The organism is Erythrobacter sp. NE805, from assembly GCF_046452355.1.
Taxonomy (GTDB): domain Bacteria; phylum Pseudomonadota; class Alphaproteobacteria; order Sphingomonadales; family Sphingomonadaceae; genus Erythrobacter.
Genome location: NZ_JBKFDI010000001.1, coordinates 978,741 through 1,005,165, shown reverse-complemented (window position 1 = coordinate 1,005,165; position 26,425 = coordinate 978,741). Strand labels below are relative to the sequence as shown.

General features: G+C 69.9%; 24 protein-coding genes. 18 read left to right on the top strand and 6 right to left on the bottom strand.

The genetic code is table 11. The features are described from left to right. Positions 1 to 66 precede the first annotated feature (66 nt). Positions 67 to 2,562: a TonB-dependent receptor gene (locus ACLBKU_RS04610; protein ID WP_410178356.1), complete on the bottom strand. Its 2,496-nt coding sequence runs from the start codon at positions 2,560 to 2,562 to the stop codon at positions 67 to 69. A 214-nt stretch (positions 2,563 to 2,776) separates the two neighbouring features. Then, a complete protein-coding gene (locus tag ACLBKU_RS04605; protein WP_410178355.1) occupies positions 2,777 to 4,087 on the bottom strand; it encodes an aromatic ring-hydroxylating oxygenase subunit alpha in 1,311 nt (436 codons plus the stop codon). Positions 4,088 to 4,217: 130 nt separating this feature from the next. Here ACLBKU_RS04605 and ACLBKU_RS04600 point away from each other — a divergent pair, with 130 nt between their 5' ends. Then, on the top strand, positions 4,218 to 4,997 hold the full coding sequence (locus ACLBKU_RS04600; protein ID WP_410178354.1) for an SDR family NAD(P)-dependent oxidoreductase: 780 nt from the start codon (positions 4,218 to 4,220) through the stop codon (positions 4,995 to 4,997). Continuing rightward, positions 4,969 to 6,273 (top strand): spinster family MFS transporter, encoded by a 1,305-nt coding sequence (locus ACLBKU_RS04595; RefSeq protein WP_410178353.1) that lies wholly within the window; start codon positions 4,969 to 4,971, stop codon positions 6,271 to 6,273. Before ACLBKU_RS04600 ends, ACLBKU_RS04595 begins: the two co-directional genes overlap by 29 nt. Before the next feature lie 17 nt (positions 6,274 to 6,290). On the opposite strand, the gene ACLBKU_RS04590 is transcribed toward ACLBKU_RS04595, so the two are convergent. Further along, the gene (locus ACLBKU_RS04590; RefSeq protein ID WP_410178352.1) at positions 6,291 to 7,070 is read right to left on the bottom strand and encodes an SDR family NAD(P)-dependent oxidoreductase; all 780 of its coding nucleotides are present in this window, start codon (positions 7,068 to 7,070) and stop codon (positions 6,291 to 6,293) included. Beyond that, positions 7,070 to 7,717 carry a glutathione S-transferase family protein gene (locus ACLBKU_RS04585; RefSeq protein ID WP_410178351.1) on the bottom strand — a complete coding sequence of 216 codons (648 nt, stop codon included), beginning with the start codon at positions 7,715 to 7,717 and terminating at the stop codon, positions 7,070 to 7,072. The genes ACLBKU_RS04590 and ACLBKU_RS04585 overlap by 1 nt, the downstream gene beginning before the upstream one ends. A 130-nt stretch (positions 7,718 to 7,847) precedes the next feature. Here ACLBKU_RS04585 and ACLBKU_RS04580 point away from each other — a divergent pair, with 130 nt between their 5' ends. Continuing rightward, complete coding sequence (locus ACLBKU_RS04580; RefSeq protein ID WP_410178350.1) at positions 7,848 to 8,366, top strand: PH domain-containing protein; 519 nt, start codon at positions 7,848 to 7,850, stop codon at positions 8,364 to 8,366. Continuing rightward, on the top strand, positions 8,363 to 9,931 hold the full coding sequence (locus ACLBKU_RS04575) for a PH domain-containing protein (RefSeq protein WP_410178349.1): 1,569 nt from the start codon (positions 8,363 to 8,365) through the stop codon (positions 9,929 to 9,931). The genes ACLBKU_RS04580 and ACLBKU_RS04575 overlap by 4 nt, the downstream gene beginning before the upstream one ends. On the opposite strand, the gene ACLBKU_RS04570 is transcribed toward ACLBKU_RS04575, so the two are convergent. Further along, positions 9,877 to 10,173, bottom strand: coding sequence for a GNAT family N-acetyltransferase (locus tag ACLBKU_RS04570; protein WP_410178348.1), 297 nt, complete (start codon positions 10,171 to 10,173; stop codon positions 9,877 to 9,879). The two genes, ACLBKU_RS04575 and ACLBKU_RS04570, sit on opposite strands and share 55 nt — an antisense overlap. Positions 10,174 to 10,246: 73 nt before the next feature. On the opposite strand from ACLBKU_RS04570, the gene ACLBKU_RS04565 reads away from it, so the two are divergent. Together ACLBKU_RS04565 and ACLBKU_RS04560 are read left to right on the top strand one after the other, a co-directional pair. Then, positions 10,247 to 11,266 (top strand): threonine aldolase family protein, encoded by a 1,020-nt coding sequence (locus tag ACLBKU_RS04565; RefSeq protein ID WP_410178347.1) that lies wholly within the window; start codon positions 10,247 to 10,249, stop codon positions 11,264 to 11,266. Between the two features lie 20 nt (positions 11,267 to 11,286). Continuing rightward, positions 11,287 to 12,210 carry a DMT family transporter gene (locus ACLBKU_RS04560; protein WP_410178346.1) on the top strand — a complete coding sequence of 308 codons (924 nt, stop codon included), beginning with the start codon at positions 11,287 to 11,289 and terminating at the stop codon, positions 12,208 to 12,210. Between the two features lie 8 nt (positions 12,211 to 12,218). On the opposite strand, the gene ACLBKU_RS04555 is transcribed toward ACLBKU_RS04560, so the two are convergent. Continuing rightward, positions 12,219 to 13,010 carry an SDR family NAD(P)-dependent oxidoreductase gene (locus tag ACLBKU_RS04555; RefSeq protein ID WP_410178345.1) on the bottom strand — a complete coding sequence of 264 codons (792 nt, stop codon included), beginning with the start codon at positions 13,008 to 13,010 and terminating at the stop codon, positions 12,219 to 12,221. A 52-nt stretch (positions 13,011 to 13,062) separates the two neighbouring features. Between ACLBKU_RS04555 and pepN the strand changes: the two genes are divergently transcribed. From pepN to ACLBKU_RS04495, 12 genes are all read left to right on the top strand, one after another. Beyond that, on the top strand, positions 13,063 to 15,726 hold the full coding sequence (pepN, locus tag ACLBKU_RS04550) for an aminopeptidase N (protein ID WP_410178344.1): 2,664 nt from the start codon (positions 13,063 to 13,065) through the stop codon (positions 15,724 to 15,726). 5 nt (positions 15,727 to 15,731) lie between these two features. Next, positions 15,732 to 16,481, top strand: coding sequence for a peptidoglycan editing factor PgeF (gene pgeF, locus ACLBKU_RS04545; protein ID WP_410178343.1), 750 nt, complete (start codon positions 15,732 to 15,734; stop codon positions 16,479 to 16,481). Between the two features lie 229 nt (positions 16,482 to 16,710). After that, a complete protein-coding gene (petA, locus tag ACLBKU_RS04540; RefSeq protein ID WP_410178342.1) occupies positions 16,711 to 17,274 on the top strand; it encodes a ubiquinol-cytochrome c reductase iron-sulfur subunit in 564 nt (187 codons plus the stop codon). A 67-nt stretch (positions 17,275 to 17,341) separates the two neighbouring features. Beyond that, the gene (locus ACLBKU_RS04535; protein WP_410178341.1) at positions 17,342 to 18,718 is read left to right on the top strand and encodes a cytochrome b; all 1,377 of its coding nucleotides are present in this window, start codon (positions 17,342 to 17,344) and stop codon (positions 18,716 to 18,718) included. 54 nt (positions 18,719 to 18,772) lie between these two features. Next, positions 18,773 to 19,627 (top strand): cytochrome c1, encoded by an 855-nt coding sequence (locus ACLBKU_RS04530; protein ID WP_410178340.1) that lies wholly within the window; start codon positions 18,773 to 18,775, stop codon positions 19,625 to 19,627. Positions 19,628 to 19,720: 93 nt separating this feature from the next. Then, a complete protein-coding gene (locus ACLBKU_RS04525) occupies positions 19,721 to 20,272 on the top strand; it encodes an adenine phosphoribosyltransferase (RefSeq protein WP_410178339.1) in 552 nt (183 codons plus the stop codon). 261 nt (positions 20,273 to 20,533) lie between these two features. Then, positions 20,534 to 23,365 carry a monovalent cation/H+ antiporter subunit A gene (locus ACLBKU_RS04520; RefSeq protein WP_410178338.1) on the top strand — a complete coding sequence of 944 codons (2,832 nt, stop codon included), beginning with the start codon at positions 20,534 to 20,536 and terminating at the stop codon, positions 23,363 to 23,365. Beyond that, positions 23,362 to 23,736: a Na+/H+ antiporter subunit C gene (locus tag ACLBKU_RS04515; RefSeq protein WP_410178337.1), complete on the top strand. Its 375-nt coding sequence runs from the start codon at positions 23,362 to 23,364 to the stop codon at positions 23,734 to 23,736. The genes ACLBKU_RS04520 and ACLBKU_RS04515 overlap by 4 nt, the downstream gene beginning before the upstream one ends. Beyond that, entirely contained in the window at positions 23,733 to 25,250 is a 1,518-nt protein-coding gene (locus ACLBKU_RS04510) for a monovalent cation/H+ antiporter subunit D (protein ID WP_410178336.1), read from the top strand. The genes ACLBKU_RS04515 and ACLBKU_RS04510 overlap by 4 nt, the downstream gene beginning before the upstream one ends. Then, positions 25,247 to 25,735, top strand: a complete 489-nt coding sequence (locus ACLBKU_RS04505; RefSeq protein ID WP_410178335.1) for a Na+/H+ antiporter subunit E — start codon at positions 25,247 to 25,249, stop codon at positions 25,733 to 25,735. The genes ACLBKU_RS04510 and ACLBKU_RS04505 overlap by 4 nt, the downstream gene beginning before the upstream one ends. Beyond that, positions 25,732 to 26,001, top strand: coding sequence for a K+/H+ antiporter subunit F (locus tag ACLBKU_RS04500; RefSeq protein WP_410178334.1), 270 nt, complete (start codon positions 25,732 to 25,734; stop codon positions 25,999 to 26,001). The genes ACLBKU_RS04505 and ACLBKU_RS04500 overlap by 4 nt, the downstream gene beginning before the upstream one ends. Further along, complete coding sequence (locus ACLBKU_RS04495; RefSeq protein ID WP_410178333.1) at positions 25,998 to 26,417, top strand: Na+/H+ antiporter subunit G; 420 nt, start codon at positions 25,998 to 26,000, stop codon at positions 26,415 to 26,417. Before ACLBKU_RS04500 ends, ACLBKU_RS04495 begins: the two co-directional genes overlap by 4 nt. Positions 26,418 to 26,425: the final 8 nt, after the last annotated feature.

Here is a 26,425-nt window from a genome sequence, read left to right as displayed (position 1 = left end):
CCCCCGAAAGAGGAAGGGCGGGCCCTTGCGAGCCCGCCCTCCCGGTGTGCCGTGCCGGCGCTTCGATCAGAAGCGGAAGCTCGCCTGCGCGAAGATCTGGCGGCCGCGGTTCTGGGTCATGATGAAGTCGTCGCCGATGGGCAGACCATTGTTGTTCGTCCCTGCCAGGAAGGGACGCCCGCCGGTCGTGATCGTGAAGATCTCGTCGGTGAGGTTCTGCGCGACCAGCGAGAGCCGCCACTTGCCGTCCGGATGGCCGATCCCGATGTTCGCGTCGAGCAGCCAGAAGCTCGGCTGCTTGTAGTCGTTGAGGGTCGCCTCGTCGGTGATGTAGCCCGAGTTGTAGGCGGCGTTGCCCGACAGGAACAGCGCGAGGCTGTCGCCCAGCGGAATCTCCCAGTCGGCGGCGATGTTGCCCGACCACTCGGGCGACTGCGAGGCGCGGCGACCGTCGAGGTCGATCGGGCCGCCGGCGCCGCCCGGCTGGAGGAAGGGCGCGGTGTACTGCGCATCGAGGTAGGACAGGTTGCCCGAGAACCGCAGGCCCTCGACCGGGGTACGCCAGCTCGTCTCGAGGTCGATCCCCTTGGTGGTGAGCTGACCGGCGTTGCTGGTGACGAACTGGATCGTGGTGGCGTTGAAGTTCTGCACCTGAAGGTCGTCGAAGACGTAGTAGAAGGCGGTCGCATTGAGGGTGAAGCTGCGCCCCGCCCACTGCGACTTCATGCCGACCTCGCCGCCCTTGGCCTTCTCGGACTTGAAGATCAGCGACGAGAAGTCGCCGGTCAGCGCCGCCTGGCTGAGGCTGTTCGAGGGGAGCGCCGAGTTGTCGATGCCGCCCGACTTGTAGCCGGTCTTGTACGAGGCGAAGAAGTTGAGGTCGTCGGTCGCCTGGTAGCGCAGGGTGATTTCCGGCGAGAAGTTGTCGTCGGTGAAGTTGATCGGGCCCGAGAAGAAGCCCGGCCGCACGAAGTTGGGACCTTGCAGGAAGGTGTGGACGTAGGGCACCGAGATGGTCTGCACCTTCTTTTCGTCGGTGTAGCGCAGACCGCCCGAGAGCTGGAGCTGCTCGGTGATGTCGAAGGTCAGGCTGCCGAAGAACGACAGCGCCTCGGTCTTGGTGAGGTGCGTCTTGTCCCAGTCGTAGGTGTAGCCGGTCACCGGATCGCGGCCAGCGAAGGAGATGTTCACGCCCTGCTGCGCGGTGTCGAAGGTGAAGGTGCGGTCCTCGTAGAAGGCGCCGAGCATGAAGTTGATCGCGCCGTCGAAGTCCGAGGTGAGGCGCAGTTCCTGGCTGTATTGCTCGAGCTTGTTGATCGGGTCCGACGAACCCGCGCCGCCCGGCAGGCGGGTGCCGTTGGGGCCCGGGAAGAAGCCGCCGTAGGAATAGCTGTCGAAGTCCACCGCATCGACGTTGAGGATGCCGGTGACCGAGGTCAGCTTGAGCTGCTCGGAGAGGTCGAGCTCCCACTGCAACCGGCCGAACCAGATGTCGCTCTCGCCGAAAGGCACGCCGTTGCGGCCGGCAGCCTTGGAGGGCAGCGGCACGCCCGACGCGAGCGTGGCAGCGGCGTCGGTCAGGTAGTAGCGCTGGTCGCGGGTGTTGCAGTCGTAGCCGGCCGGAATGGCGACCCCGTAGCGCCCGGTGGCCGGGCTGAACAGGAGCGCGATTTCGTCGGCCCGTCCGTTGGGGCCGCAATTGACTTCGGCGGTGCCGATCGCGCCGTCGTTCTCGTTGCGGGTGTACTGCACCTTGAGGTTGGCGCTGAAGCGGTCGGACGGCTGCCAGGCGAGGGTGACGCGGCCGATGAACTCCTTGAGCCCGCGCTCCTGGTTGACCGCCGGGGTGTTCGCCTGGAGCTTCTGGAACTCGTCGATCTTGTTGTACTGCGCCGCGATGCGGATCCCCAGCGTGTCGGTGATCGGGCCCGAGATGAAGCCGTTGACGAGGTAGCCCTTCTCCTCGAACTCGTAGGAGCCGGTGCCGCCGACCTCCCAGGTCGCGGTCGGGTTGGCCGAGCGGATCGAGAGCACGCCGGCGGTCGCCGACTTGCCGAAGTAGAGCGACTGCGGCCCGCGCAGCACGTCGATCTGCTCGACGTCGAAGAAGCCCGACTGGACGAGGCGCATGCTCGAGGCGACCACGCCGTCGAAGTCGAAGGCGACCGCGGAATCGAAGGCCGCCGAGATGTTCGACGAGCCGACGCCGCGCAAGGAGATCTGGCCGCCCGAGCCCGAGCCGCCGACCTGCACGTTGAGGGTCGGCACGCGGCTGGTCACGTCGGCGACGTTGTCGATGTTGTATTTCTGCAGGGTGTCGCCGCCGATCGCGGTGACGGTGACGGGGACTTCCTGAAGGGTCTCGTTCTGGCGGCGGGCCTGGACGATGATGACGTTGTCGTTGGCGAGCGCGGCGGCGGCCTCGGCCTCGTCGGTCTGCTCCTGCGCGAGGGCGGCGCTCGGCATGGCGGCAAGACCGCCCAGCGCCGCACCGCACATCAGGGCGCGCCGCAGGCCGCTCGAGCGGCTGGCGGACGCAATTCGGGCACGCATAATGTTCATGGTCCTCTCTCCCCTGTGGGCCGCGGCTCCCCCGCGCACCCGGTTATCCCCAACCCCTCGGCGCGTCTCCTTCACGCCTTCGGGCACAAGCCCTCGGGTATCCTCGCAGGTGTATGGTGCCCCCGCCCGCGCGCCATCAGCAAAAGCGCTAGTGACCCCGGCAAACTGCGACAATTGCGCCACACGGCGGCGCGAAAGCGCGTGTGCCGTAACGTCACTCGGCCGCTTGGCGTGGTTCCGCCTCGCGCTCCATCTGCGCGACGCGCGGGTCGTGGGGCCACACCCACTCCGGCCCGATCACCGGCTCGACCCTCAGCTCGTCCGGCACCTTCTCGGCCCCGATCATCCGGTCGAGGCTCTGGTGGAAAGCGTAGATCCGCGCCTCCTGGTACGACAGCGGCACCGAGCGGAAGGCGCTCCTCTGCACCGAGTGCTGGATCGCCTCGCCGAACTGGGTGTCCTCGAGGATGATCGGGCTCATCTGTCGCCCGTTCGGCTGCGAGGCGTCGGGCACGGTCCAGAGGTCGGGTGCGGGGGCGTCGCCCCAATCGAGCGCCATCGTCACCAGCTCCAATCGCGTCGTCGTCAGCGAGGTCGGCCAGAACAGCAGCGGGGGGACGAAATAGTTGGAGAGCGGGCTCACCCAGTTGGGGAACAGCGTGTAGCTCTGGGTGCAGGTGCGCCCCAGCTCGCCGACGGTTGCGATCTGCTGCCAGCCCGGCGGGGAGTCGATCGCGCGCACGTGCTCGCGGTTCGTCTCGCGCGGCGCGGGGGCGAGCATCCGGGCGTGGCCGTTCGGGTAGAGCGTGTTGAGGTTGCGGCTCGAGTCCACCAGCGGCGCGACCGTGTTCGGGTGGATGAAGGGCACATGGTAGACCTCCATGTTGGCCTCCATCGCGACCTTCCAGTTGCACTTCAGCTCGAAGGAGTGCCGTGCGGCGAGGCGGATGCGGTCGAAGGCGAACTCCTCCCACTCGCGCGCGAGCGGCCCGAGCCAGTCGAGGAGCGGTATGGCCTCGAGGTCGAAATTGACGAAGATGACCTTGCCGAACAGCTCGCAGCGCACCGGCAGGAGGCCGCGGCAGGCAAGGTCGAAATCCGCCGGGAAGTCGCGCCTTTCGGGCACGCCCACGAGGCTGCCGTCGGTCTTGTAGGTCCAGTTGTGGTAGCCGCACATCAGCCGCGACGACTTGCCGCGGTCCTCCGTCACCACCGGCGCGCCGCGGTGGCGGCAGGTGTTGTGGAAGGCCCGCACCACGCCGTCCATGCCGTGGACGATGACGATCGGATCGCCGGCATTGTGCCAGCGCATCCAGCACCCCGGCTCGGGAATCTCGTCGATGTGCCCGGCGAAGAGCCAGCTTTTGCGGAACACGTGCTGCTGTTCGAGCGCGAAGTATTCGGGCGAGGTGTAGCGCCCCGCGGGCATGTCGGGAAGCGCCGGGAAGCCCTCGGGCGGCGCGGTGCGGCGGCCCTCCCACTCCATCAGCGCCTTCAGGCGTTCGACTTCGGCCGCATCCATCATCGCGCCTCTCCCTCGGCCCGGGAGAATACATGGCGCGCCTTCCGTAGCGTCCTCGCGCTTTCGACAGTGGTCGCGGCGCGCCCGCCCGATAGGCTGACCGCCATAAACACAAGACATTGGGAGAGGACGAATGGCGGGACGGGTAGCGGGCAAGGTTGCGCTCGTGACGGGCGGGGCGATGGGCCTGGGCAAGGCCGATTGCGAGGTGCTCGCGCGCGAGGGTGCCAAGGTGATCGTCACCGACCGCGACGCCGAGCTTGCCCATCAGGTGGCCGACAGCATCGGCGGCGACGCACTGGCGCTCGACGTGACCGACGAGGAGCAGTGGGCCGAGGTGATCAAGGCGGTGGCCGAACGTCACGGCGGGCTCGACATCCTCGTCAACAATGCCGGCAACGTGATCTTCGAGAGCATCGAGGACTGCTCGACCGCGCATTTTCGGCTGCATCTCGACATCCACGTGATGGGCACCTTCTTCGGCTGCAAGCACGCGCTGCCGCTGATGAAGCACCGCCACCTGAAGATCGGCGGCGGGGGCTCGTCGATCATCAACATGGCCTCGACCGCCGCGCTGATGGGCTACGGCAACATCCCCGCCTATGCCGCGGCGAAGTCGGCGATCGCGGGGATGACCCGCGCGCTGGCGGTGGATTTCCAGGACAAGGGCTACGGGGTGCGCGTCAACGCGCTCGCGCCCGGCGGCATCGAGACCCCGATGGTGATGGGCGTGAGCGGAAGGGCGGGCACGACGCCGATGGAGATCCCGGAAGGGCCGCTAGACGCCAATGCTCTCGGCCACCCCAAGGACGTCGCGGGCTGCGTGCTTTTCCTCGCCTCGGACGAGGCGCGCTTCTTGAACGGGCTGACGATCCCGGTGGACAATGGCCTCTACGCCCGCCCCCACCACTGAGGGCGATCAGCCGGGCGCATACCGCTGGTATGTGCTGGCGCTCCTCACGCTGACGAGCGCCTTCAGCGTCGCCGACCGGCTGGTCTTCGGCATCCTTGTGCAGGACATCAAGGCCGAGTTCGGCCTCTCGGACTTCCAGCTCGGCCTCCTCGGCGGGCTCGCCTTCTCGCTGATCTACGTGCTGGCGGGCTTCCCCGCGGCGCGGATCGCGGACCGCTCGACGCGCAAGACCATCGTCGCCGCGGCGATTTCCTTCTGGAGCCTGATGACCGCCGCCTGCGGGATGGCGACGGGGTTCTGGACCTTGTTCCTCGCGCGCACCGGGGTGGGCGTGGGCGAGGGCTGCTCGGGCCCCTCCTCGCAGAGCATGGTCGCCGACTACTTCCCGCGGGGCGAGCTCGCCAAGGCGATGGGCTACCTCACCATCGGCTCGGCGATGGGCACCGCCGGGGGGCTGATCGTCGGCGGCCAGCTCGCCGAGCTCTTCGACTGGCGCTGGGCCTTCATCCTGATGGGCCTGCCCGGCCTGGTGCTCGGCGGGATCATCTACCTGACCGTGCGCGAGCCGATCCGCGGGCGCTATGCCCCGGCGGGGACCGACATGGCGCAGCTGCCGCTCGGGCAGACGATCCGCAGCCTGCTGTCGAACCGCGTGTTCATGGGGCTCGCATTGGGCTGGGCGGTGCAGATCATGATCGGCTACGGCCTCGCCTTCTGGATGGCGGCGGTGATGCTGCGGATGTTCCCGATCTCGACCGGCGACGTCGGCCTCTATCTCGGCTTCACCTTCTTCCTCGGTGGCATCCCGGGGCCGATCCTCGGGGGCTACGTGACCCAGTGGCTGACCTTGCGCGACGAGCGCTGGCGGGCGTGGCTCCCCGGCCTCGTCAGCCTCGGCTGCGTCGCCCCGCTGGCGCTGAGCCTCACCTCGGACGATTTCACCGCCTTCCTCGCGTGGTTCGGGGTGGCCTATGCGATCTATGTCGCGAGCCAGGCGGGGATCCTCTCGGGGGTGCAGGCCGCGGTCGAGCCCGCCAGCCGCGGCTTCGCGGTCGCGATCGCGCTGTTCTTCAACAACCTCATCGGCCAGACGCTGGGTCTCGGGGTGATCGGCGCGCTCAGCGACAATCTGGGCGCGAGCCATGGCGACAGCGCGCTTGCCATCGCGGTGTTCGGCGTGTGCCTCGCCTCGGGAGCGGTGAGCCTCGCGATCTTCGCGTGGACCGCCGCGCAGATGGGTCCGAGCGGGTATCTGGAGAAGATGCGGGCGGGGTAGTGCAAGGTCCGTTCGCCTCAAAACCCCGGATGGATCGACAGCGCCGCCCCGTCGACGAGCATCTCCGCGCCGGTCATGAAGGGGCAATCGTCGCTCGCGAGGAAGGCGATCGCCGCGGCGGTCTCGGACGGGTCGGCGAGGCGGTTCAATGGGGAAGTCGCCGCCACCGCCGCGATCAGCCCGGGCATCTGCACCTCGGCCGCGTCGAGGATGCCGGTGTGGGTCGCGCCCGGGATCACCGTGTTGCAGCGGATCGCGAGGCCCTGCTTGGCGCACCACGTCGCGACCGACTTCGACAGCGCCCGCACCGCCGCCTTGCTCGCCGAATAGCCGACGTCGGTCGGCAGCGGAGCGATCGCGGTGGTCGAGGCGATGTTGACGATCGCGCCCTTCGCGCCGCCGGGGTTCGCCCGCATCGCCGCAATCGCCGCGCGGCACCCCGCCATCGTGCCGGTGAGGTTGACGGCGAGGACCTTGTCCCAGGCCGCGAACATCGCCTCATCGTCCAAGTCGCCGATCCCCGCCTGGCTCACCATCCCGGCATTGTTGACGAGGATGTCGAGCCGCCCGAAGGCCTCGACCGCCTGCGCCACGACCTGCGGCCAGCGTGCCCGGTCGGCGACGTCCTGCTGCGCGAAGCGCGCGCCCAGCGCCTCGCACAGCGCTGCCCCGCGCGCCGCGTCGAGGTCGGTGCCGAGCACCCGCGCCCCGTCGGCGACGAAGCGCCGGACGGTCGCCGCGCCGATCCCGCTCGCGCAGCCGGTGACGAGTCCGACCTTTCCAGCGAGGTCGGGCACTATTCGCTGTCCTTCCAGATGGCGGCACAGGGCCGCTCGTTGTGCTTCGTCACGAAGCGGGCGAGGTTGGCGGTCCCCTCGGGCAGCTTCCAGCCCACGGTGAAGCCGAAATTGGCGAAGGCGAAGATCAGGAGGTCGGCGAAGGTGAAGCGTCCGAGTGCGATGTGGTCGCTCTCCCCGAGGAAGCCGTCGAACAGCCGCCACTTCTCGTCGGCCATCGCGAAGATTTCCGCGCCCGCCCCTTCCGAGAGCACGCTCATCCGCGGCGCGAACATCGGGCGGCCGGTGGTGGCGCGGAAGCCCATCGTCATCGGCACCACGACCTCCTGGTCGAACAATCGCGCCCACTTCCTCACCGTGGCGCGCTCGACGGGCGTGGTCCCGAACAGGTTGGGGCTCGGGTGCAGCTCCTCGAGATATTCGCAGATCGGCCAACTCTCGGTGAGGCAGGTGCCGTCGTCGAGTTCGAGCGTCGGTGTGGTGCCGAGCGGGTTCCTCGCGACGTAGCCCGCATCGCTCCGGTTCTGCCCGGCGATGATGTCGTAGTGGACGCGGGCGAAGTCGCGGCCCTCGACCAGCCCCTTCTCGACCATGAACATCCGCACGAGGCGCGGGTTGGGCCCGAGGCTGGAATGGAGCGTGGTCATGTTGGGTCTCTCCCGTTGGATGTGCCGAGGGTTCTAGGGGCGAGGGCGCCCGGCGTCGTCCTCATATTTGCGCTAGGGCCTGCGGCGAAACCGCTTGCAGAGACGCGCTGTATTGCGCAACTAAGGCACCATGGACCACGCGCCCGCCCTCGAACCCGCCGGACAGCCCCTCGACGAGGAGGGCGAGCTGACCAGGCTCCACCCGGGCTATGCCCACGCGCTGCGGGTGCGCACCACGCTGTCGGCGCTGCCGGTGCTGGTCGGCGCGCTCGTCGCCGAGCTGGCGCTGCGCAAGTTCGCGCTGTTCCCGCCGGGGCTGCTCGCGGGTGCGGTGCTGGTCGTCGCGATCCTCCTCATCCTGCGCATCCCCCAGCGGCGCTACGGCGCGCGCGGCTACCAGCTGGGGGCCGACCGGCTGCGGGTGGTGCGGGGCCTGCTGTTCCGTTCCGACACCGTGGTGCCCTTTGGCCGGGTGCAGCACATCGATGTCGAGCAGGGCCCGCTCGAGCGGTTCTTCGGCATCGCCACGCTCACCGTCCACACCGCCGGCAACCACAATGCCAGCGTCTCGCTCCCCGGCCTCGGCGAGGCGGACGCGCGCGCGATGCGCGAGACGATCCGCGCGCACATACGCCGCGAGACGCTGTGACCGAGCCGCAACGCACCGCGCCGCTCAGCGTCGTGCTCGGCGCGATCACCTCGGCGCGCGGGGCGGTGATCGGCGCGGCGGCGATCGCTTTCTCGGGGGTCGGCGGCACCGAGCGCCTGCTGCTGGCGCTCGGGATCTTCGCGGCTGCGTCTTTGGTCGGTGCGGGGGTCGCCTTCGTGAACTGGCGGCGGCTGACCTACACCGTCGGCGAGACCGATATCCGGGTCGAAAGCGGCATCCTCAGCCGCGCGGCGCGTTCGGTGCCCTACGAGCGCATCCAGGACGTGAGCCTCGAGGCGAGCCTCCTGCCGCGCCTGTTCGGGCTGGTCGCGGTCAAGTTCGAGACCGGCGCGGGCGGGGCGGACGACCTCGCGCTGCAATACCTCACCGCCGCCGAGGGCGAGGCGCTGCGCCGGCTGGTGCGCGAGCGCCGCGACGAGGAGCTCGCCGCCGCGCCGCTCCCCGGTGCCCCCGCGCCGGTCGCGGCGGAACAGCCGGAGGAGGGCGAGGTGCTCTACGCCCTCACCCCGCGCCGCCTGCTCGCCTTCGGCGCCTTCGAGTTCTCGCTCGCGGTCTTCGCGGTGCTCGGCGGGCTCCTGCAATATGCCGACAACGTCTTCGGGGTCGATGTCTGGGACGTCGACCTGTGGTACCGCCTGCTCAAGGAGGAGGGCGCGGCGACCGTCGCGGCCCTCGGCCCGCTGGCGCAGGTCGCGGCGGCGACAGCGGGGTTGCTCGCGCTTGTCGCCGTCGGCTTCCTCACCGGCATCGTGCGCACCGTGCTGCGCGACTGGGGCTTCACCCTCACCCGGAGCGCGCGCGGCTTCCGGCGGCAGCGCGGCCTGCTCACCCGCACCGACGTGGTGATGCCCGCGCACCGCGTGCAGGGGCTGGTGATCGGCACCGGCCTGCTGCGCTACCGCTTCGGCTGGCGCGCGCTGAGCTTCGTCAGCCTCGCGCAGGATACGGAAGGGGAGAGCCACGTCGTCGCGCCGTTCGCGAAGGACGCGGAGATCGCGCGGATCGCCGCCTCGGCAGGCTTCCGCCTGCCCGATGCCGCCACCCCCTGGCACCGCGCCAGCACCCGGCACCGCACCGACACGGCGGTGCGCGACGCGGCGGTCTTCGCCGGGCTGACGGTCGCTGCGGCGATCTTCGCCCCCTTCGGCCTGTTCCTGATCCCGCTCGGCGCCGCGCTCGTCGCCGTCGGCGTCAATCTCTACGCCTGGGAGTTCCGCCGCCACGCGATCGACGGCTCCCAGGTCTATGCAAGCCACGGTTTCCTCTCGCCCACGCAGGAGATCGCGACGCGGCTGAAGCTCCACTCGGTCGAGATTGCGCAGGGACCGTTGGCGCGGTGGCGCGGCTATGCGACGGTGCACCTCGGGCTCGCGGGCGGGACCTTCGCGATGCACGGCGTGCCCCTCGCCGAGGCGCGGGCCTTGCGCGCGGCGGTGATGGAGACGATCAGCGCGACCGATTATTCACGGCTCGATCAGCCGGCGGCGGATCAGGCTTTCAGCACGGCCCAGTCCGGGTTCTCGGCGAACCGCCTCGCCACATAGGAGCAGTCGGGGCGGATCAGGAAGCCCTGCCGCCCGGCATCCTCGATCAGCCTTGCGACCAGCGCGCCCGCCACGCCGCGCCCGCCGATCGCGCGCGGCACGATGGTGTGCGCGGCGATGCGCACTTCCTTTCCGCCCTGCTCGCCGCCCGCCTCCCATTCGAGATAGCCCTGCTCGACCTCGCCCTCGACCGCCGCGACATAGCGTCCGCCGGTTCCCTGAACGTGGTGGGTGATTGTCACCTTTGCGCTTTCCTCGCCCATGACCCGATGCTCCCGCTTGTCACGCCCGAATGTGGGACTAGAGGCGTGGCCCATGACCCTTGCCAAGCCCTTCCTGTCGGACAATGCCGCCGCCGTCCACCCCAAGCTGTGGGAGGCGATGCGCGCCGCCGACGAGCCGGACAATCCTTACGACGGGGACCGCCTCTCGGCCGAGCTCGACGCGAGGTTCACCGCGCTGTTCGGGCGCGAATGCGCGGCGCTGTGGGTGGCGACGGGGACCGCGGCGAACTGCCTCGCGCTCGGCACGATGGTCCAGCCCCACGGCGGGGTGGTGTGCCACCGCGAGGCGCATATCGAGGTCGACGAGGGCGGCGCGCCGGGGTTCTTCCTCCACGGCGCGAAGCTGATGCTGGCGGAGGGCGAGGGGGCCAAGCTGACGCCGGAGGGCATCGCAGCGCTGATCGACCCGATCCGCGATGACGTCCACCAGGTGCAGCCCCACGCCATCGCGATCACCCAGGCGAGCGAATACGGGCGCAGCTACACACCCGGCGAGCTGGTGGCGCTCGGCGCCTTCGCGAAGGCGCGCCGCCTCGGCCTCCACATGGACGGCGCGCGCTTCGCCAATGCCGCGGCCTTCCTCGGCGGTTCGGCAGAGGACGCGGCGCGGGCGGCGAGCGGCCCGGTCGACACGCTGTCCTTCGGCTTCATCAAGAACGGCGGGATGGGCGCGGAGGTGGTGGTGCTCTTTGATCTCGAGGTCGCCCATCAGGTCCGCTACCGCCGCAAGCGCGCCGGGCACCTCCAGTGCAAGGGCCGCTACCTCGCCGCGCAGATCCTCGCGATGCTCGACGGCGAGTTGTGGCTCGCCAATGCCCACGCCGCCAATGCCGCGGCGCAGGAAGTCGCGGCGGGCTGCGGCGAGCGGCTGCTCCACCCCGTCGAGGCCAACGAGCTGTTCGTCCGCCTCTCGCCGGAGGAGCGCGAGGCGCTCCGGGCGCAGGACTTCGCCTTCTACGACTGGGGCGCGGACTCCGCCCGCTTCGTCACCGCCTGGAACACTCGCCCCGAGGACGCGCAGGCGCTCGGCAAGGCGATCGCCTCCCTGTGACCGGGTCAGGCGCCCCCTCGATGCTCAGCCCCCGCGTGCTGGTCCCCTTCCTGCTGACGGGGACGATCTGGGGCTCGACCTGGTTCGTCATCACCGGGCAGATCTCCGGCGTGCCCGCGGCTTGGGGCGTGTTCTTCCGCTTCATGCTCGCGACCCCGGCGATGTTCCTACTCGCGCGGATCATGGGCAATCGGCTGCAGCTGACCCGCGCGGAGCACCTCCTCGCATTGGGCGTCGGGATCGCGCAGTTCTCGGGCAATTTCCTGTTGGTCTATCATGCGGAGAGCCACATCACCTCCGGCATCGTCGCGGTGATGTTCGCGCTGCTGATGGTGCCCAATGCGATCTTCGCCCGGGTGTTCATCGGCGAGCGCGTGCAGGGCGGCTTCATCGGCGGGAGCCTCGTCGCTATCCTCGGCGTGTCGCTGCTGCTGGTGCACGAGTGGAACGCGGCGCCGCTCGGCGGGGACGTCGACCTCGGGATCGTGCTCGCGATCGGCGGGATGCTCGCCGCCTCGATCGCCAACGTGGTGCAGGCGAACCCCACCGGGCGCGGGGTGCCGATGGTGAGCCTGCTCGCCTGGGCGATGCTCTACGGGACGGGCTTCGACTTTGGCTATGCCCTGCTCACCGAGGGCCCGCCGGTGGTGCCGGATGCGTGGCAGTTCTGGGCGGGGACGGCCTATCTCGCGATCATCGGCTCGGTGGTGACCTTCCCGCTGCACTACAACCTCGTGCGCGAGATCGGTGCGGGCAAGACGGCCTATAACGGGATCGTCACGGTATGCGTGGCGATGCTGCTCTCGACCCTGTTCGAGGGGTTCCGCTGGGACGGGCTCTCGACACTGGGCATGGCGCTGGCGCTGACCGGCATGGGCCTCGCCTTGAGGGCGCGGCGGGTGAAGGCGGTGCAGGTGCAGCAGAGCGGGGCTTTGCGGCGGTAGAAGAACCCCTAGAGCAGCGCCGCCAGCCCCTCGACATAGGTCGGATACCGCGGCGTCCACCCGAGCACCCGCTTCGCCTTGCCGTTCGCGACGCGGCGGTTCTCCATGTAGAAGCCGCGTGCCATCTCGGAGAGGTTCGCTTCCTCCAGCGACTCGAGCGGCGGGAGCGGCAGGCCGAGCAGGCGGCAGGCGTGCTCGGTCACTTCATTGCCGCTGCACGGGAGGTCGTCGCCGAGGTTGTAGGCCCCCGCGGGCGCGTCGTGGACGAGCGCGGCGATCACCCCGCTTGCGATGTCCTCGACATGGACGCGGCTGAACACCTGTCCGGGAAGGTCGATCCGCCGCGCCTGTCCCGCGCGCACGCGGTCGAGCGCGGAGCGGCCCGGGCCGTAGATGCCCGGCAGGCGGAACACCCGCGCGCCCCTCTCGAGCCATGCGCAATCGGCCTCGGCGCGGGCGTTGCGGCGGCCCTCGCCCGATTGCGCGATGGTCGGCGTCGCCTCGTCGACCCAGGCCCCGGCGCGGTCGCCGTAGACCCCGGTCGAGGAGAGGTAGGACAGCGCCTTTCCGGCCAGCGCCTCGCCGTAGGCCGCGAGCACCGGATCGCCGCGCTCGCGCTCCGGCGGGACGGAGGAGAGGACGTGGCTCGCCTCGCCGAGCGCCGCGAGCACGGCGGCACGGTCAGCGAAGACGAGGTCCCCCGCGCTCCCGGTCGCCGCTACCCGCCAGCCCCGCGCGCGCATCCCCTCGGCGATGCGCGATGCGGTGTAGCCCAGCCCGAAGATCAGCAATTGCCCCATGGTCTCAAGCTAATGATTGGACGCCCGCACGAATCAACCTAAATCGGGCGCCATGGATATCGCCACCACCCCGCAGAACCCCGAAGGCAACCCCGAACTCGCGGATGCCGCGCCCACCCCGCACCAGCCGCCGGTGATCCGCCGCGAGGATTACCGGCCCTTCCCCTGGCTGGTGCCGACCACCACGCTCGCTTTCAACCTCGGCCTCGACGAGACTCGCGTCTATGCCGAGCTGACCGTCGAGCCCAACCCGGCCGCCGAGACGACCGGCACCTTGCGCCTCGACGGCGACGGGATCGTTCCGGTCGCCGTCATGGTCGATGGCGCGGACTTCGACGGCTGGGAAATGGACGGTCCCGACCTCGTCATTCCCCTGAGCAGCGGCCCGCACAAGGTGGGCATCCTCACCGCCATCAAGCCCTCAGCCAACACGCAGCTGATGGGCCTCTACGCCTCGAACGGGATGCTCTGCACCCAGTGCGAGAGCGAGGGCTTCCGCCGTATCACCTTCTTCCCCGACCGGCCCGACGTGCTCTCGACCTACACCGTCCGGATGGAGGGCGAGAAGGCGCGCTTCCCGATCCTCTTGTGCAACGGCAACCGCGTGGCGGCGGGCGAGAACGCCGACGGCACCCACTGGGCCGAGTGGCACGATCCCTGGCCCAAGCCCTCCTACCTCTTCGCGCTGGTAGCGGGCGATCTGGTGGCGAATTCCAAACCCTTCACCACCCGCTCGGGCCGCGAGGTCGAGTGCAACGTCTGGGTGCGGGCCGAGGACCTCGCCCGCACCGACCACGCGCTCGAGAGCCTGCACCGCTCGATGAAGTGGGACGAGGAGGTGTTCGGCCGCGAATACGACCTCGACCTCTACAACATCGTCGCCGTCTCCGACTTCAACATGGGGGCGATGGAGAACAAGGGATTGAACGTCTTCAACACGAAGTACGTGCTCGCCGACCCCGATACCGCGACCGACGCGGACTTCGACGCCGTCGAGGGCGTGATCGCGCACGAATATTTCCACAACTGGTCGGGCAACCGCGTGACCTGCCGCGACTGGTTCCAGCTCTCGCTGAAGGAGGGCTTCACCGTGCTGCGCGACCAGCTCTTCTCGCAGGATATGCGGGGCGAGGCTGTGAAGCGCATCGAGGACGTGCGCATCCTGCGCGCGGCGCAGTTCCCGGAGGACGCAGGGCCGCTCGCGCATCCGATCCGCCCGGACTCCTACCGCGAGATCAGCAACTTCTACACCGCGACGGTCTACAACAAGGGCGCCGAGGTGATCCGCATGATGCGCTCGATGGTGGGCGTCGAGCGCTTCCGGGCAGGGACCGACCTCTATTTCGACCGCCACGACGGCGAGGCGGCGACCTGCGAGGATTTCGTCACGGCGATCGAGGACGGAGCGGGCATCGACCTCACCCGCTTCCGCCGCTGGTATGCGCAGGCGGGCACGCCGCGAGTCGCGGTGTCGCAGGCGGTCGAGGGCGACACGCTGAAGCTCACCCTCCGGCAGACGGTGCCCATTACCCCCGGCCAGCCCGACAAGCTGCCCATGCCGATCCCGTTGCGCATCGCGGTGCATTCGCGCGGCGGGGCGCTGGGCGCCGAGCAGCTGGTGGTGCTCGAACAGGAGGAACAGAGCTTCGACCTGCCGCTCGCCGGCCCGGAGCCGGTGCTCTCGATCAACCGCGGCTTCACGGCGCCGGTGGTGATCGAGCGCGACCTCGCCCGCGAGGACCTCGTCTTCCTCGCCGCGCATGACGATGATCCCTTCGCCCGTTCCGAGGCCTTGCAGGAGCTCGCCGTCGGGCACCTCGTCGGAACTGCCTCCGGCACCCTCGACGCCGAGGTGCAGGCAGCGGGCGAGGCCGCGATCATTGCCGCCTTCCGCGCCAGCATCGCCGATCCCGCGCTCGACGACGCGATGCGCGGCGAGCTGATGGTGCTGCCTAGCGAAACCTACCTGTTCGAGGCGATGGCGACCGGCGACCGGCTCGCCGATCCGGGCGCGATCCATGCGACCCGCGAGGCGCTGAAGGCCGCGATCGGCCGTGAGCTCGCCTCGGACCTCCACCGCCTCTACGACCGCTGCGAGAAGGTCGCGCTGAACGATCCTGCGGGGCGCGGGGCGAGGAAGCTCAAGACGCTGGTGCTCGCGCTCGCCGCCGCGAGCGACCCGGCCAAGGCCGCCGAGCTTGCCGCGCACCAGTACGACATCGCCGACAACATGACCGACCGGCAGGGCGCGCTGATGGTGCTGTGCGGGCTCGGCACCCCGGCGCGCGAAGAGCGGCTTGCCTCGTTCTATCAGCGCTATGCCGGCAACGCGCTGGTGATCGACAAGTGGTTCACCTTGCAGGCGCTCTCGCTCCACCCCGACGTGATCGCGCAGGTCCGCAAGCTCGCCGAGCACCCGGACTTCACGCTGAGGAACCCCAACCGCGTGCGCTCGCTGCACATGGCCTTCGCGGGCAATCCCAAGGGCTTCCACGATGCGAGCGGGGAGGGCTACCGGATGATCGCCGACGTGATCCTCGCCCTCGATCCGATCAACCCCCAGACCGCGGCGCGCTTCGTCCCCTCGCTCGGCCGCTGGCGGCGGATCGAGCCTGCGCGGGCGGCGCTGATGAAGGCGGAGCTCGAGCGCATCCTCGCGAACGGCAAGCTCTCGCGCGACACCTTCGAGCAGGTCAGCCGCTCGCTGGAGGGCTGAGGCGCGTGGGCTTGCAGGTCGAGACCCACCCGCTGCTGGCGGGCGTGCCGCACGGCTTCTTCGGGAGCAACGGCGGCAAGGACCAGTTCGGCTTCGGCGGCCCGGGGGACGGCGAGGCGGTGCGCGCGCTGAGGGCCGCGGCGGCGCAGGCGATCCTCGCCGGCGGCAGGCTCGCCGCGCCCCACCAGGTCCATTCGCCCGACGTGGTGACCGTGACCGAGCCTTGGACCGACGCTGCCGAGACGCGCCCCGTCGGCGATGCAGTGGTGACCGCCACCCCCGGCTTCGTGCTCGGGATCGTGACGGCGGACTGCGGCCCGATCCTCTTCGCCGATCCGCAAGCGGGGGTGGTCGGCGCGGCCCATGCCGGCTGGCGCGGGGCGGTCGAGGGGGTGCTCGCAAACACCCTCGCGGCGATGGAGGCCTTGGGTGCCCGGCGCGAGGCCATCGTCGCCGTGCTCGGGCCGACGATCGCGCAAGGCAGCTACGAGGTCGATCCCCCGTTCCGCGCGCGCTTCCCCGACAGCGCCGAGCGCTTCTTCGCCCCCGCCCCGGAGCGCGAGGGCGCGGCGCGCTGGCACTTCGACCTGCCGGGGTTCATCCTCGCGCAGCTCTCTGCGTCAGGCCTCAGCAAAATTGCGGACATGGGCCGGGATACATTCTCCCTGCCCGCGCGTTACCACTCGCATCGACGCGCCACGCAGGCCGGCGAGGCGAATTATGGACGCCAGATCAGCATGATCGCGCTGCCCTGAATCCCCCTTGCACGCCGGCGAACGGGGCTTGACTAAAACGAGGTTGGATTTTCGCTGGATTGCCGTTAATTGCCGCCGCCAAGTTCCGGACCGGGTGCGCCGCGAGGCCTTCCGGACCCGGGACAGGGACCAATCGACGGATCGGAACGGGGCTCTCGCGCTCCGCCACTGGAACACACGCCGCGCAGGCCATTTCCCCGGCGCGGCAAAACGAGCAGGGTAAGACGAAATGGCTACTGAACCGGCCGCCACCACGGACCTGACCACCGACGAGGGCGTGCGCCGCCGCGACTGGATCCACATCGCCGCGCTCAGCACCGCGGGTGTCGGCGGGGCCTCGGTGCTGCTGCCGCTGATCAGCCAGATGTCGCCCTCGGCCGACGTGCTCGCGGCGAGCTCGACCGAGATCGACGTCGGCGCGATCCAGCCCGGCCAGGCGATCAAGGCGGTGTTCCGCAAGCAGCCGCTGTTCGTCCGCCGTCTCACCCCCGCCGAGATCGCGGAGGCCAACAAGGTCGACGTCGCCTCGCTGCGCGATCCCCAGACCCTCGCCGACCGGACCAAGCCGGGGCACGAGGACATGCTCATCACCATGGGCGTGTGCACCCACCTCGGCTGCGTCCCGCTGGGCGCCGCCGAAGGCGAGAACCGCGGCGACTTCGGCGGCTATTTCTGCCCCTGCCACGGTTCGCACTACGACACCGCGGCGCGCATCCGCAAAGGCCCGGCGCCCAAGAACCTCCACGTGCCGGAGTACGAATTCAAGTCCGACACCGTCGTCCGCGTCGGCTGAGCTTCCGTATCTGCGCCGATAACGACAACCGTCCGATCCCTTCCTTCGATCAAGCCGAGAGAACGCCATGAGTTTCGCCTGGGCCAAGCAGTACGAACCGCAGTCCGCCTTCACCAAGTGGCTTGACGAGAAATTGCCGCTCCCGCGGCTCGTCTACAACGCGGTGGGCGCCGGTTACCCGGTGCCGCGCAACCTCAACTACATGTGGAACTTCGGCGTGCTCGCCGGCTTCTTCCTCGTGGTGCAGATCGTCACCGGCGTCGTGCTCGCGATGCACTATGCGGCGAACGGCCTCGTCGCCTTCGCGACGGTCGAGCACATCATGCGCGACGTCAATTACGGCTGGATGCTGCGCTACGCCCACGCCAACGGGGCGAGCTTCTTCTTCATCGTCATCTACCTGCATATCTTCCGCGGGTTCTTCTATTCGTCCTACAAGGCCCCGCGCGAGATGATCTGGCTGCTGGGCGTCGTGATCTTCCTGCTGATGATGGCGACCGCCTTCATGGGCTACGTGCTGCCGTGGGGCCAGATGAGCTTCTGGGGCGCGCAGGTCATCACCGGCCTGTTCTCGGCGATCCCGCTGGTCGGCGAGCCGCTCCAGGTGTGGCTGCTGGGCGGCTTCGCGCCCGACAACGCCGCATTGAACCGCTTCTTCTCGCTGCACTTCCTGCTGCCCTTCGTGATCGCGGGCGTCGTGATCCTGCACATCTGGGCGCTGCACATCCCCGGCTCGTCGAACCCGACCGGCGTCGAGGTGAAGCAGCAGTCGGACACCGTGCCGTTCCACCCCTACTACACCTCGAAGGACGGCTTCGGCCTCGGCATCGCGCTGATCCTGTTCACGACGATGGTGTTCTTCCTGCCCAACTACCTCGGGCACCCGGACAACTACATCGAGGCGAACCCGCTCTCGACCCCGGCGCACATTGTGCCCGAGTGGTACTTCTGGCCCTTCTACGCGATCCTGCGCGCCTTCACCGGCGACCTCACGATCCCCTTCACCGGCATCACGCTGATCCCGGCGAAGCTGCTCGGCGTGATCGCGATGTTCGGCTCGATCCTCCTGTGGTTCGTCCTGCCCTGGCTCGACAAGAGCCCGGTGCGCTCGGGCCACTACCGTCCGCTGTTCCGCAAGTTCTTCTGGTTCGGCCTGATCCCGACCATGATCGCGCTGTTCATCTGCGGCGGCGCCCCGGCGGAAGAGCCCTACGTGATCATCAGCCAGATCGCGACCGCCTACTACTTCCTCCATTTCCTGGTGATCCTGCCGATCGTCAGCCAGATCGAGGTGCCCAAGCCCCTGCCCTTCTCGATCACCGAAGCGGTGCTCGGCGGCGACAAGCCGGGCAGCACCTCGGGTGGCGGCAAGATCGATCCGGAGAGCGTCGTCGAGGGTCTCCCCGGCACCGCCCCCGACGGCTCGCTGGCCCCGGCCGAGTGATCGGCCGGGACCAACCCCAAGCAATCTGAACCGACAACGAGAAAGAGTTCGGACATGACCATTCGTCTCGGCGGCATCCTTGCAGGCCTCGCCATCACCCTGGTGCTGGTGCTGTGGTCGCTCCTGCCCGGTGCCTACAACCTCGCCTTCGGCCCGGCGCCGGAAAAGCAGCCTTCGGCGGCCTTCTACGAGCACGCCCACGGCCCCGCGGGCGGCTTCTCGTTCGACGGTCCGTTCGGCAAGTGGGACTATGCCCAGCTGCAGCGCGGCTACCAGGTCTACAAGGAGGTCTGCTCGGCCTGCCACAGCCTGAAGTTCGTCTCGTTCCGCAACTTGAAGCAGCTCGGCTACAGCGATGCCGAAGTCGATGCCGAGGCGAAGAGCTGGACCGTCCCGGGCATCGACCCGGCGACCGGCGAGACGACCACCCGCCCGGGCCTGCCGACCGACAACTTCCCGAGCCCCTATCCCAATGCGATCGCGGCCGCCGCGGCGAACAACAACGCGGTCCCGCCCGATCTCTCGCTGATGACCAAGGCGCGTCACGACGGGTCGAACTACGTCTATGGCCTGCTCACCGGCTACGACGAACCCGACCCGGCCAAGGCGGCGAAGGTCGGCTTCGAGACCCCCGACGGGCTCTATTTCAACAAGCACTTCCCCAACGTGAACATCGCCATGCCGCAGCCCCTCAGCGACGGCCAGGTGACCTTCGCCGACGGGTCTCCCAACACCACTGCCGCGATGGCGGCCGACGTGGCGGCGTTCCTGACCTGGACCGCCGAGCCCTCGCTGATCCAGCGCAAGCAGACCGGCTGGTTCGTGATCGGCTTCCTGCTCTTCGCGACGGCGCTCGCCTTCCTGTCCTACAAGCAGATCTGGGCCGGGGTTAAGCCGAAGAAGAAGTAAGCCTCGCGCTTCCAACGCATCCGGGCGCCCCGTCATCCCTTGCGGATGGCGGGGCGCTTGTGCTTTGAGGGAGCCGAAAGGGGCCATTCCGACATGACCGCAGCATCGCTCTCGCCCGAGGACCTGAAGGCGCTCGTGCGCACCGTGCCGGATTTCCCCCATGCCGGCATCCAGTTCCGCGACATCACCACGCTGATCGGCCACCCGCAGGGCCTTGCCGCGAGCGTCGGGTACCTCGCGCTGCTCGCCGCGGCGGCGGGGGCGCAGAAGATCGCGGGTATGGAAGCGCGCGGTTTCATCTTCGGCGCGGCGGTCGCGGTCCAACTGGGCGTCGGCTTTGTCCCCGTCAGGAAGCCCGGCAAGCTGCCGATCGTCACCATCGGCATCGACTATGCGCTCGAATACGGGACCGACCGGCTGGAGATGGACCCCGCCGCCGTCCAACCGGGCGAAAGGGTTGTCATCGTTGACGATCTCATCGCCACCGGTGGCACCGCACTCGCCTCGGCGCAGCTGCTGCGCGAGGCGGGGGCGGAGGTCACCCACGCGCTGTTCGTGATCGACCTGCCCGACCTCGGCGGGGCCGAGCGGCTGCGGCAGGCCGGGATCACGGTCGAGGCGCTGATGGAGTTCGAGGGCGACTGATCGCCGCACCGCCGCCCCCGCCACGACAATGTTTCACGTGAAACATTGCTCAAAAAGCCGGGTCTAGCGGGGGTGTAAGGGGGGTCTTGCCCCCGGCTACCCCGGGCAAGGGCGCACCTCGCGCAGCCTCGCCCGCGCCCGCCCGCCATCGCGCCCGGTTTCGGTTGTCACCCCGCAAATCCCTCGTCTATGCCTTCGAGGGGCGCACGCCGCCGACCCGCCCGCACCAACCCTCCACCGGGAAGGACCCGAGGACCGCCGATGGCAACCGCCATGACGCTTCTGACGCTGGTGACGCTTCCCTTCGCCGCCGCGCTCGCCATCGCGCTGCTGCGCGGCGCCGGGCGCGCGGTCCACACCGGCATCGCTGCGGGAGCGAGCGCGGGCGGTCTCGCGCTCCTCGCCAGCCTCGCCGCCCCGGCTCTCCAAGGCCCTGTCCCAACGGCGGCTTGGCAATGGGTCCCCGCCCTCGGCCTCGACCTCGCGCTGATGGTCGATCCGCTCGGCTGGCTGTTCGCCCTGCTGATCCTCGGCATCGGCCTCCTCGTGGTGATCTTCGCCCATTCCTACCTCGCTCGCGAAGAGGACACCGGGCGCTTCTTCGCCAGCCTCATGCTGTTCCAGGGCGCGATGCTGGGGATCGTGATCGCGGGCAACGTGCTGCTCCTCCTCGTGTTCTGGGAGCTGACCAGCCTCGCCTCCTTCCTCCTGATCGACTTCTGGCAGCACAAGCCCGAGGCCCGGCAGGGCGCGCGCATGGCGCTCGCGGTGACGGGCGGCGGAGGGCTCGCGCTGATCGCCGGCATGGTGCTGCTCGGCCTCGCGGCGGGCAGTTTCGACCTCGCCACCATCCTCGCGCGCGGCGACGCGGTGCGGGCCTCGCCGCTCTACCCGGCGATCCTCGGCCTCGTCCTGATCGGCGCCTTCACCAAGTCCGCGCAGTTCCCGTTCCACTTCTGGCTGCCCCACGCGATGGCCGCGCCCACGCCGGTGAGCGCCTATCTCCACTCGGCGACGATGGTGAAGGCCGGGGTCTTCCTCCTCGCCCGCCTGTGGCCGGTGCTGGCGGGGACCGAGGCCTGGACGCTCGCCGTCACCACCACCGGCCTCGTCACCATGCTCCTGGGCGCAGGCGTCGCGGTGTTCCGGCACGACCTCAAGAGCATCCTCGCCTACTCCACCATCAGCCAGCTCGGGATGCTGGTGATGCTGCTCGGCTTCTCCCGCGAGGCGGCGGTGACGGCGGCGGTGCTGCACATCCTCAACCACGCCGCCTTCAAGGCCGCGCTGTTCATGAGCGCCGGCATCGTCGAGCACGAGACCGGCACGCGCGACATCCGCCGCCTCGGCGGGCTCGCCAAGGCCATGCCGGTCACCGCGCTGATCGCGACCCTCGCCGCCGCCGCGATGGCGGGGCTGCCGCCACTGGGGGGCTTCATTTCCAAGGAGGCGATGCTTTACGAGACCCCGAAGCTCGCGCTGTTCGGGGTGCCGTGGCTGCTGCCGGTGCTGGCGAGCCTCGGGGCGACCCTCTCGGTCGGCTATTCGCTGCGCCTCGCCGCGCACCTGTTCTTCGGCAAACCCCGCGAGCCCGAGCCCTTCGCGCGCGCCCATGATCCCGCGCCCGGCCTATGGGCGAGCCCGGCGCTGCTGACCGCGCTCGCGGTGCTGCTCGGCCTCGTGCCGATGCTCCTCGCCGCCCCTCTGGTGGCCGCCGCGACGGGCGCGGTGACGGGGAGCGCACCGCCGGAGCTCGACCTCGGCCTGTGGCACGGCGTGAACCTCGCGCTGATCCTCAGCGCCCTCGCCATCGCCGGGGGCGTCGTCCTGCTGTGGCAGCACGCGCGCCTGCTCGCGCTGTGGGAGCGCACTCCGCTCCCCGATGCCAAGCGGATCTTCGAGGTGACGCTCGCCTTCGCCGACCGCTGGACGCGCAAGGCGATCGTCGCCACCCACACGCCGCGCCTCCAGACCATGCTCTTCGCGAGCTTCGCGGTCACCGTGCTGCTGGTGATCGAGGGCGCGCTCACCGGCGGCGGCCTCCTCACCGGGACCCGCGCGCTGCTCCCCGCCGCGCCCGCCGGGATCGCCGCCTGGGCGCTGCTGGTGGTCGCCACCGCGGCGGTGGTGATCGACGCGCAGAACCGTTTCCGGGCGCTCGTCTACGTCAGCGTCATCGGCCTCGTCGTGTGCCTCGCCTTCGTGCAATTCTCCGCGCCCGACCTCGCCTTGACCCAGATTGCGGTCGAGGTGGTGACGGTGCTTCTGCTGCTGCTCGCGCTGAACCTCCTCCCCAAGCGCCCGCCCGCGCTGTCCTCGTCCGCGCGCAAGGGGCGCGATGCGGCGCTGGCGATTGCCGGGGGGCTGCTCGTCGGCGGGATCGCCTGGGCGATGCTGACGCGCGATGCGGGGCCGAGCATCGCGGCCTTCCACATCGCCAACGCCAAGCCGGGCGGAGGGGGGACGAACATCGTCAACGTCATCCTCGTCGACTTCCGCGCCTTCGATACGCTGGGCGAGATCATCGTGCTCGGCATCGCGGGGCTCGCGATCTACGCCCTGCTCGACACCGCCGCGAGGGGGGCGGCGGGGGCGCGGCTGAGGGCATGGAAGGCGGACATGCCGCATTCGCCCGAGCGCCACCCGATGATGCTCGTCGCGGCGAGCCGGATCATCCTGCCGCTGACGCTCACGGTCGGCATCTACCTGTTCCTGCGCGGCCACAACCAGCCCGGCGGCGGCTTCATCGCCGCGCTGGTCGTCGCGATCGCCTTCCTCGTGCAATATCTCGCTGCGGGCTTCGACTGGTCGGATGCGCGGAAGCCCTTCGCCGAGCACCGGCTGATCGGCTGGGGGGTGCTGACCGCGATGGCGACGGGCCTCGGCGCGATGGCGCTGGGGGCGAATTTCCTGACCTCGTGGTTCGACCATGTCCACCTGCCGCTGATCGGTGACTTCGAGCTGGCGAGCGCGATGCTGTTCGACGCCGGCGTCTTCCTCACCGTGCTCGGCGCGGTGATGCTCGCGCTCGAGCAGCTCAGCCACATCGGCCAGCGCGCGGCGCGGGCGGCCGACGGGGGGACTGCGCGATGAGCTACGAGTTCCTCGTCGCGAGCGCCATCGGCGTGCTGGTCGCGGGCGGGATCTACCTCGCCCTGCGCGCGCGGACCTTCCCGGTGGTGCTGGGGCTGACGCTGCTCTCCTACGCGGTGAACCTGTTCCTCTTCGCGTCCGGGCGGCTGGTGATCGGCAAGCCGCCGATCTGGGCGAAGAGGGTGGCCGCCTACACCGACCCGCTCCCGCAGGCGCTGGTGCTGACCGCGATCGTCATCACCTTCGGCATGACCGCCTTCGTGGTGATCCTCGCGCTTCGGAGCTTCCTCGAGACCGGCAGCGACCATGTCGACGGCGACAAGGTGCCCTGCGACGCGCAGGACGGGCTGGCGGAGGACGAAGCGCCGTGAGCCTCGCCGCGCATCTTCCGATCCTGCCGATCGCGATCCCCGCGCTCGCCGCGCCCATCGCGCTGCTGGCGATGCGGCGGCGGCGGGGGCTGGCGGTGGGGATCGGCTTCGCCTCGTGCTTCGCGCTGCTCGCCTGCGGCCTCGTGCTGATGGCGGGGGCGAGCGGGGGGCCGATCCGCTCCTATGCGCTCGGCGAGTGGCCCGCGCCTTTCGGCATCGTGGTGGTCGCCGACCGGCTCGCCGCGCTGATGCTGGTGCTGACCGCGGTGCTGTCGCTGGTGGCGCTGACACACGCGGTGGTGACGGGCGCGGACCGCAAGGGCTGGCATTTCCACCCGCTGTTCCACTTCCAGCTGATGGGCCTCAATGGCGCCTTCCTGACGGGCGACCTCTTCAACCTCTTCGTGTTCTTCGAGGTGCTGCTGATCGCCTCCTACGGGCTGATGCTCCACGGGCAGGGCCCGGCGCGGCTGAAGGCGGGGGTGCAATATGTGGTGGTGAACCTCGTCGGCTCGGCGCTGTTCCTGATCGCGCTGGGGATGCTCTACGCGCTGACCGGCACGCTCAACATGGCCGACATGGGGGCGCGGGTGGCTGCGGTGCCGGCGGCGGACCAGGGACTGCTCAGGATCGCCGGGCTGCTGCTGGCGAGCGTCTTCGCGCTGAAGGCGGCACTCGCCCCGCTGCACCTGTGGCTGGCGCGGACCTATGCGGCCGCCACCCCGGCGGTGGCGGCGCTGTTCGCGATTCTGACGAAGGTCGGGGTCTATGCGCTGATCCGGGTGGTGCCGCAGGTGTTCGGCGAAGCGGCGGGGGCGGCGGCGTGGGTGCCGGACCCCTGGCTCCTCCCCGCCGCGCTGGCGAGCGCGTGTGTCGGCTTCGCGGGCGTGTTCGTCGCGCGGGACCTCTCCGAGCAGGCCGCCTATGCGGTGATCGGATCGACGGGGACGCTGCTGATCGCGGTGGCGGGGTGGAGCGCGGCGAGCCTCGGGGCGGCGCTCTACTATCTCGTGCACTCGACCCTCGCGGGGGCGGCGCTGTTCCTCGTCGCCGACGTGGCCGCGCGGCGGCGCGGGTCGTGGGGCGATGCCGCGCACCCCGGACCGGATTTCGCCGGGCGAGGGGTCGCGGCGCTGATGTTCATGGCCGCCGCGATCGCCGCGACCGGCCTGCCGCCGCTGTCGGGGTTCATCGGCAAGCTCCTGATCCTCAAGGCCGTCGCGGAGCTGCCCGATTGGGGCTGGGCGTGGAGCGTGATCCTCGGCACGACATTCCTCGGCGTGGTCGGCTTCGCGCGGACCGGGAGCGCGGTGTTCTGGAAGTCGGTGGAGGGCGAGGCCCCGCCCGCGCCGCCCTCGCGCCGCGACCTCCTCGCCCCGGCGCTCGCGCTCGCGCTGCTGGCGGCCCTGTCGGCGGGGGCGGGTCCGGCGAGCGCCTATGCCGGGGCCGCCGCGGCGCAGGTGCTGGACCCGGCGGCGAGCGCGCGCGCGGTGCTCGGGGAGGCGCGGCGATGACCCGGCGGCTGCTCCCCCACCCCGGCCTCACCGTGCTGCTCGTGATGCTGTGGATGGTGATGGTCGGCGACCCCACCTTCGGGGTGCTGTTCCTCGGCCTCGTGTTCGGCATCGCCGTGCCGATCTTCACCGCGCCGTGGTGGCCGGGCCGCCCGCGCATCCGCTTCCTCCCGGCGCTCGCCTATGGGGGACTCGTGCTGTGGGACATCGTCGTCGCCAATTTCCAGGTGGCCGCGATCATCCTTTTCAAGCGCACCCGCGACCTGAACCCTGCGTGGCTCACCATCCCGCTCGAGCTCGCCAGCCCCGAGGCGATCACCGTCTTCGCCGGAACGATCAGCCTCACCCCGGGCACCGTCTCGGCGGACGTGTCGGCCTGCGGGCGCTACCTCCTCGTCCACGCGCTCCACGCCCCCGACCCTCAGGCCGAGATCGCCAAGGTCAAGGCGCGCTACGAGGCGCGGCTGAAGGAGATTTTCCGATGATCGAGGGAGCGCTCGCCTTCGGCTTCGCGGCGTTGGGCCTTGCGCTCGTGCTCAACCTGTGGCGCCTTGTCCGCGGGCCGGGGATGGCCGACCGCATCCTCGCCCTGGACACGATGGTCATCAACGTCATCGGCCTGATCGTCCTCACCGGCATCGCCGAGAACAGCGGCACCTCCTTCGAGGCGGCGCTGCTGCTGGCGATGGTCGGCTTCGTCGGGACGGTCGCCTATGCCAAGTTCGTGCTCAGGGGAGACATCGTCGAATGAGCGCCGCGAGTCTCGCCGAGATCCTCGTCAGCGCGCTGGTCGTGACCGGTGCGGGGTTCGCGCTGATCGGCAGCTGGGGGCTGGTGCGCCTGCCCTCGCTGATGGAGCGGCTGCACGGGCCGACCAAGGCCTCGACGCTGGGGCTGGGCGCGATGCTGGTCGCCTCGGTGCTGTGGTTCCACCTCGCGCGGGGGGTGTGGACGAGCCACGAGCTGCTCGTCTCGGCCTTCCTGTTCATGACCGCGCCGATCAGCGCCAACATGATCGCCAAGGTCCACCTCCACCGCCTGCGACAAGGCGAGCCGAGCGCCCCCGCCGGGCCCGCCGGGGCGCCTGCGGCGCCGCCGGGCGGGTCCGACTGGGCGACCCACGAGGCGCCCCACGAGGGCACGCCGGGGGATTTCGTCGGCGACTAGGCCGCGCC

What these genes read in the sequence shown, in the direction of transcription:
- ACLBKU_RS04610 (WP_410178356.1), bottom strand. Translation starts at nt 2,562, where the DNA reads ATGAACATTATGCGTGCCCGAATTGCGTCCGCCAGCCGCTCGAGCGGC.
- ACLBKU_RS04605 (WP_410178355.1), bottom strand. Translation starts at nt 4,087, where the DNA reads ATGATGGATGCGGCCGAAGTCGAACGCCTGAAGGCGCTGATGGAGTGG.
- ACLBKU_RS04600 (WP_410178354.1), top strand. Translation starts at nt 4,218, where the DNA reads ATGGCGGGACGGGTAGCGGGCAAGGTTGCGCTCGTGACGGGCGGGGCG.
- ACLBKU_RS04595 (WP_410178353.1), top strand. Translation starts at nt 4,969, where the DNA reads ATGGCCTCTACGCCCGCCCCCACCACTGAGGGCGATCAGCCGGGCGCA.
- ACLBKU_RS04585 (WP_410178351.1), bottom strand. Translation starts at nt 7,717, where the DNA reads ATGACCACGCTCCATTCCAGCCTCGGGCCCAACCCGCGCCTCGTGCGG.
- ACLBKU_RS04580 (WP_410178350.1), top strand. Translation starts at nt 7,848, where the DNA reads ATGGACCACGCGCCCGCCCTCGAACCCGCCGGACAGCCCCTCGACGAG.
- ACLBKU_RS04565 (WP_410178347.1), top strand. Translation starts at nt 10,247, where the DNA reads ATGACCCTTGCCAAGCCCTTCCTGTCGGACAATGCCGCCGCCGTCCAC.
- ACLBKU_RS04560 (WP_410178346.1), top strand. Translation starts at nt 11,287, where the DNA reads ATGCTCAGCCCCCGCGTGCTGGTCCCCTTCCTGCTGACGGGGACGATC.
- ACLBKU_RS04555 (WP_410178345.1), bottom strand. Translation starts at nt 13,010, where the DNA reads ATGGGGCAATTGCTGATCTTCGGGCTGGGCTACACCGCATCGCGCATC.
- pepN (WP_410178344.1), top strand. Translation starts at nt 13,063, where the DNA reads ATGGATATCGCCACCACCCCGCAGAACCCCGAAGGCAACCCCGAACTC.
- petA (WP_410178342.1), top strand. Translation starts at nt 16,711, where the DNA reads ATGGCTACTGAACCGGCCGCCACCACGGACCTGACCACCGACGAGGGC.
- ACLBKU_RS04535 (WP_410178341.1), top strand. Translation starts at nt 17,342, where the DNA reads ATGAGTTTCGCCTGGGCCAAGCAGTACGAACCGCAGTCCGCCTTCACC.
- ACLBKU_RS04530 (WP_410178340.1), top strand. Translation starts at nt 18,773, where the DNA reads ATGACCATTCGTCTCGGCGGCATCCTTGCAGGCCTCGCCATCACCCTG.
- ACLBKU_RS04525 (WP_410178339.1), top strand. Translation starts at nt 19,721, where the DNA reads ATGACCGCAGCATCGCTCTCGCCCGAGGACCTGAAGGCGCTCGTGCGC.
- ACLBKU_RS04520 (WP_410178338.1), top strand. Translation starts at nt 20,534, where the DNA reads ATGGCAACCGCCATGACGCTTCTGACGCTGGTGACGCTTCCCTTCGCC.
- ACLBKU_RS04515 (WP_410178337.1), top strand. Translation starts at nt 23,362, where the DNA reads ATGAGCTACGAGTTCCTCGTCGCGAGCGCCATCGGCGTGCTGGTCGCG.
- ACLBKU_RS04505 (WP_410178335.1), top strand. Translation starts at nt 25,247, where the DNA reads ATGACCCGGCGGCTGCTCCCCCACCCCGGCCTCACCGTGCTGCTCGTG.
- ACLBKU_RS04500 (WP_410178334.1), top strand. Translation starts at nt 25,732, where the DNA reads ATGATCGAGGGAGCGCTCGCCTTCGGCTTCGCGGCGTTGGGCCTTGCG.
- ACLBKU_RS04495 (WP_410178333.1), top strand. Translation starts at nt 25,998, where the DNA reads ATGAGCGCCGCGAGTCTCGCCGAGATCCTCGTCAGCGCGCTGGTCGTG.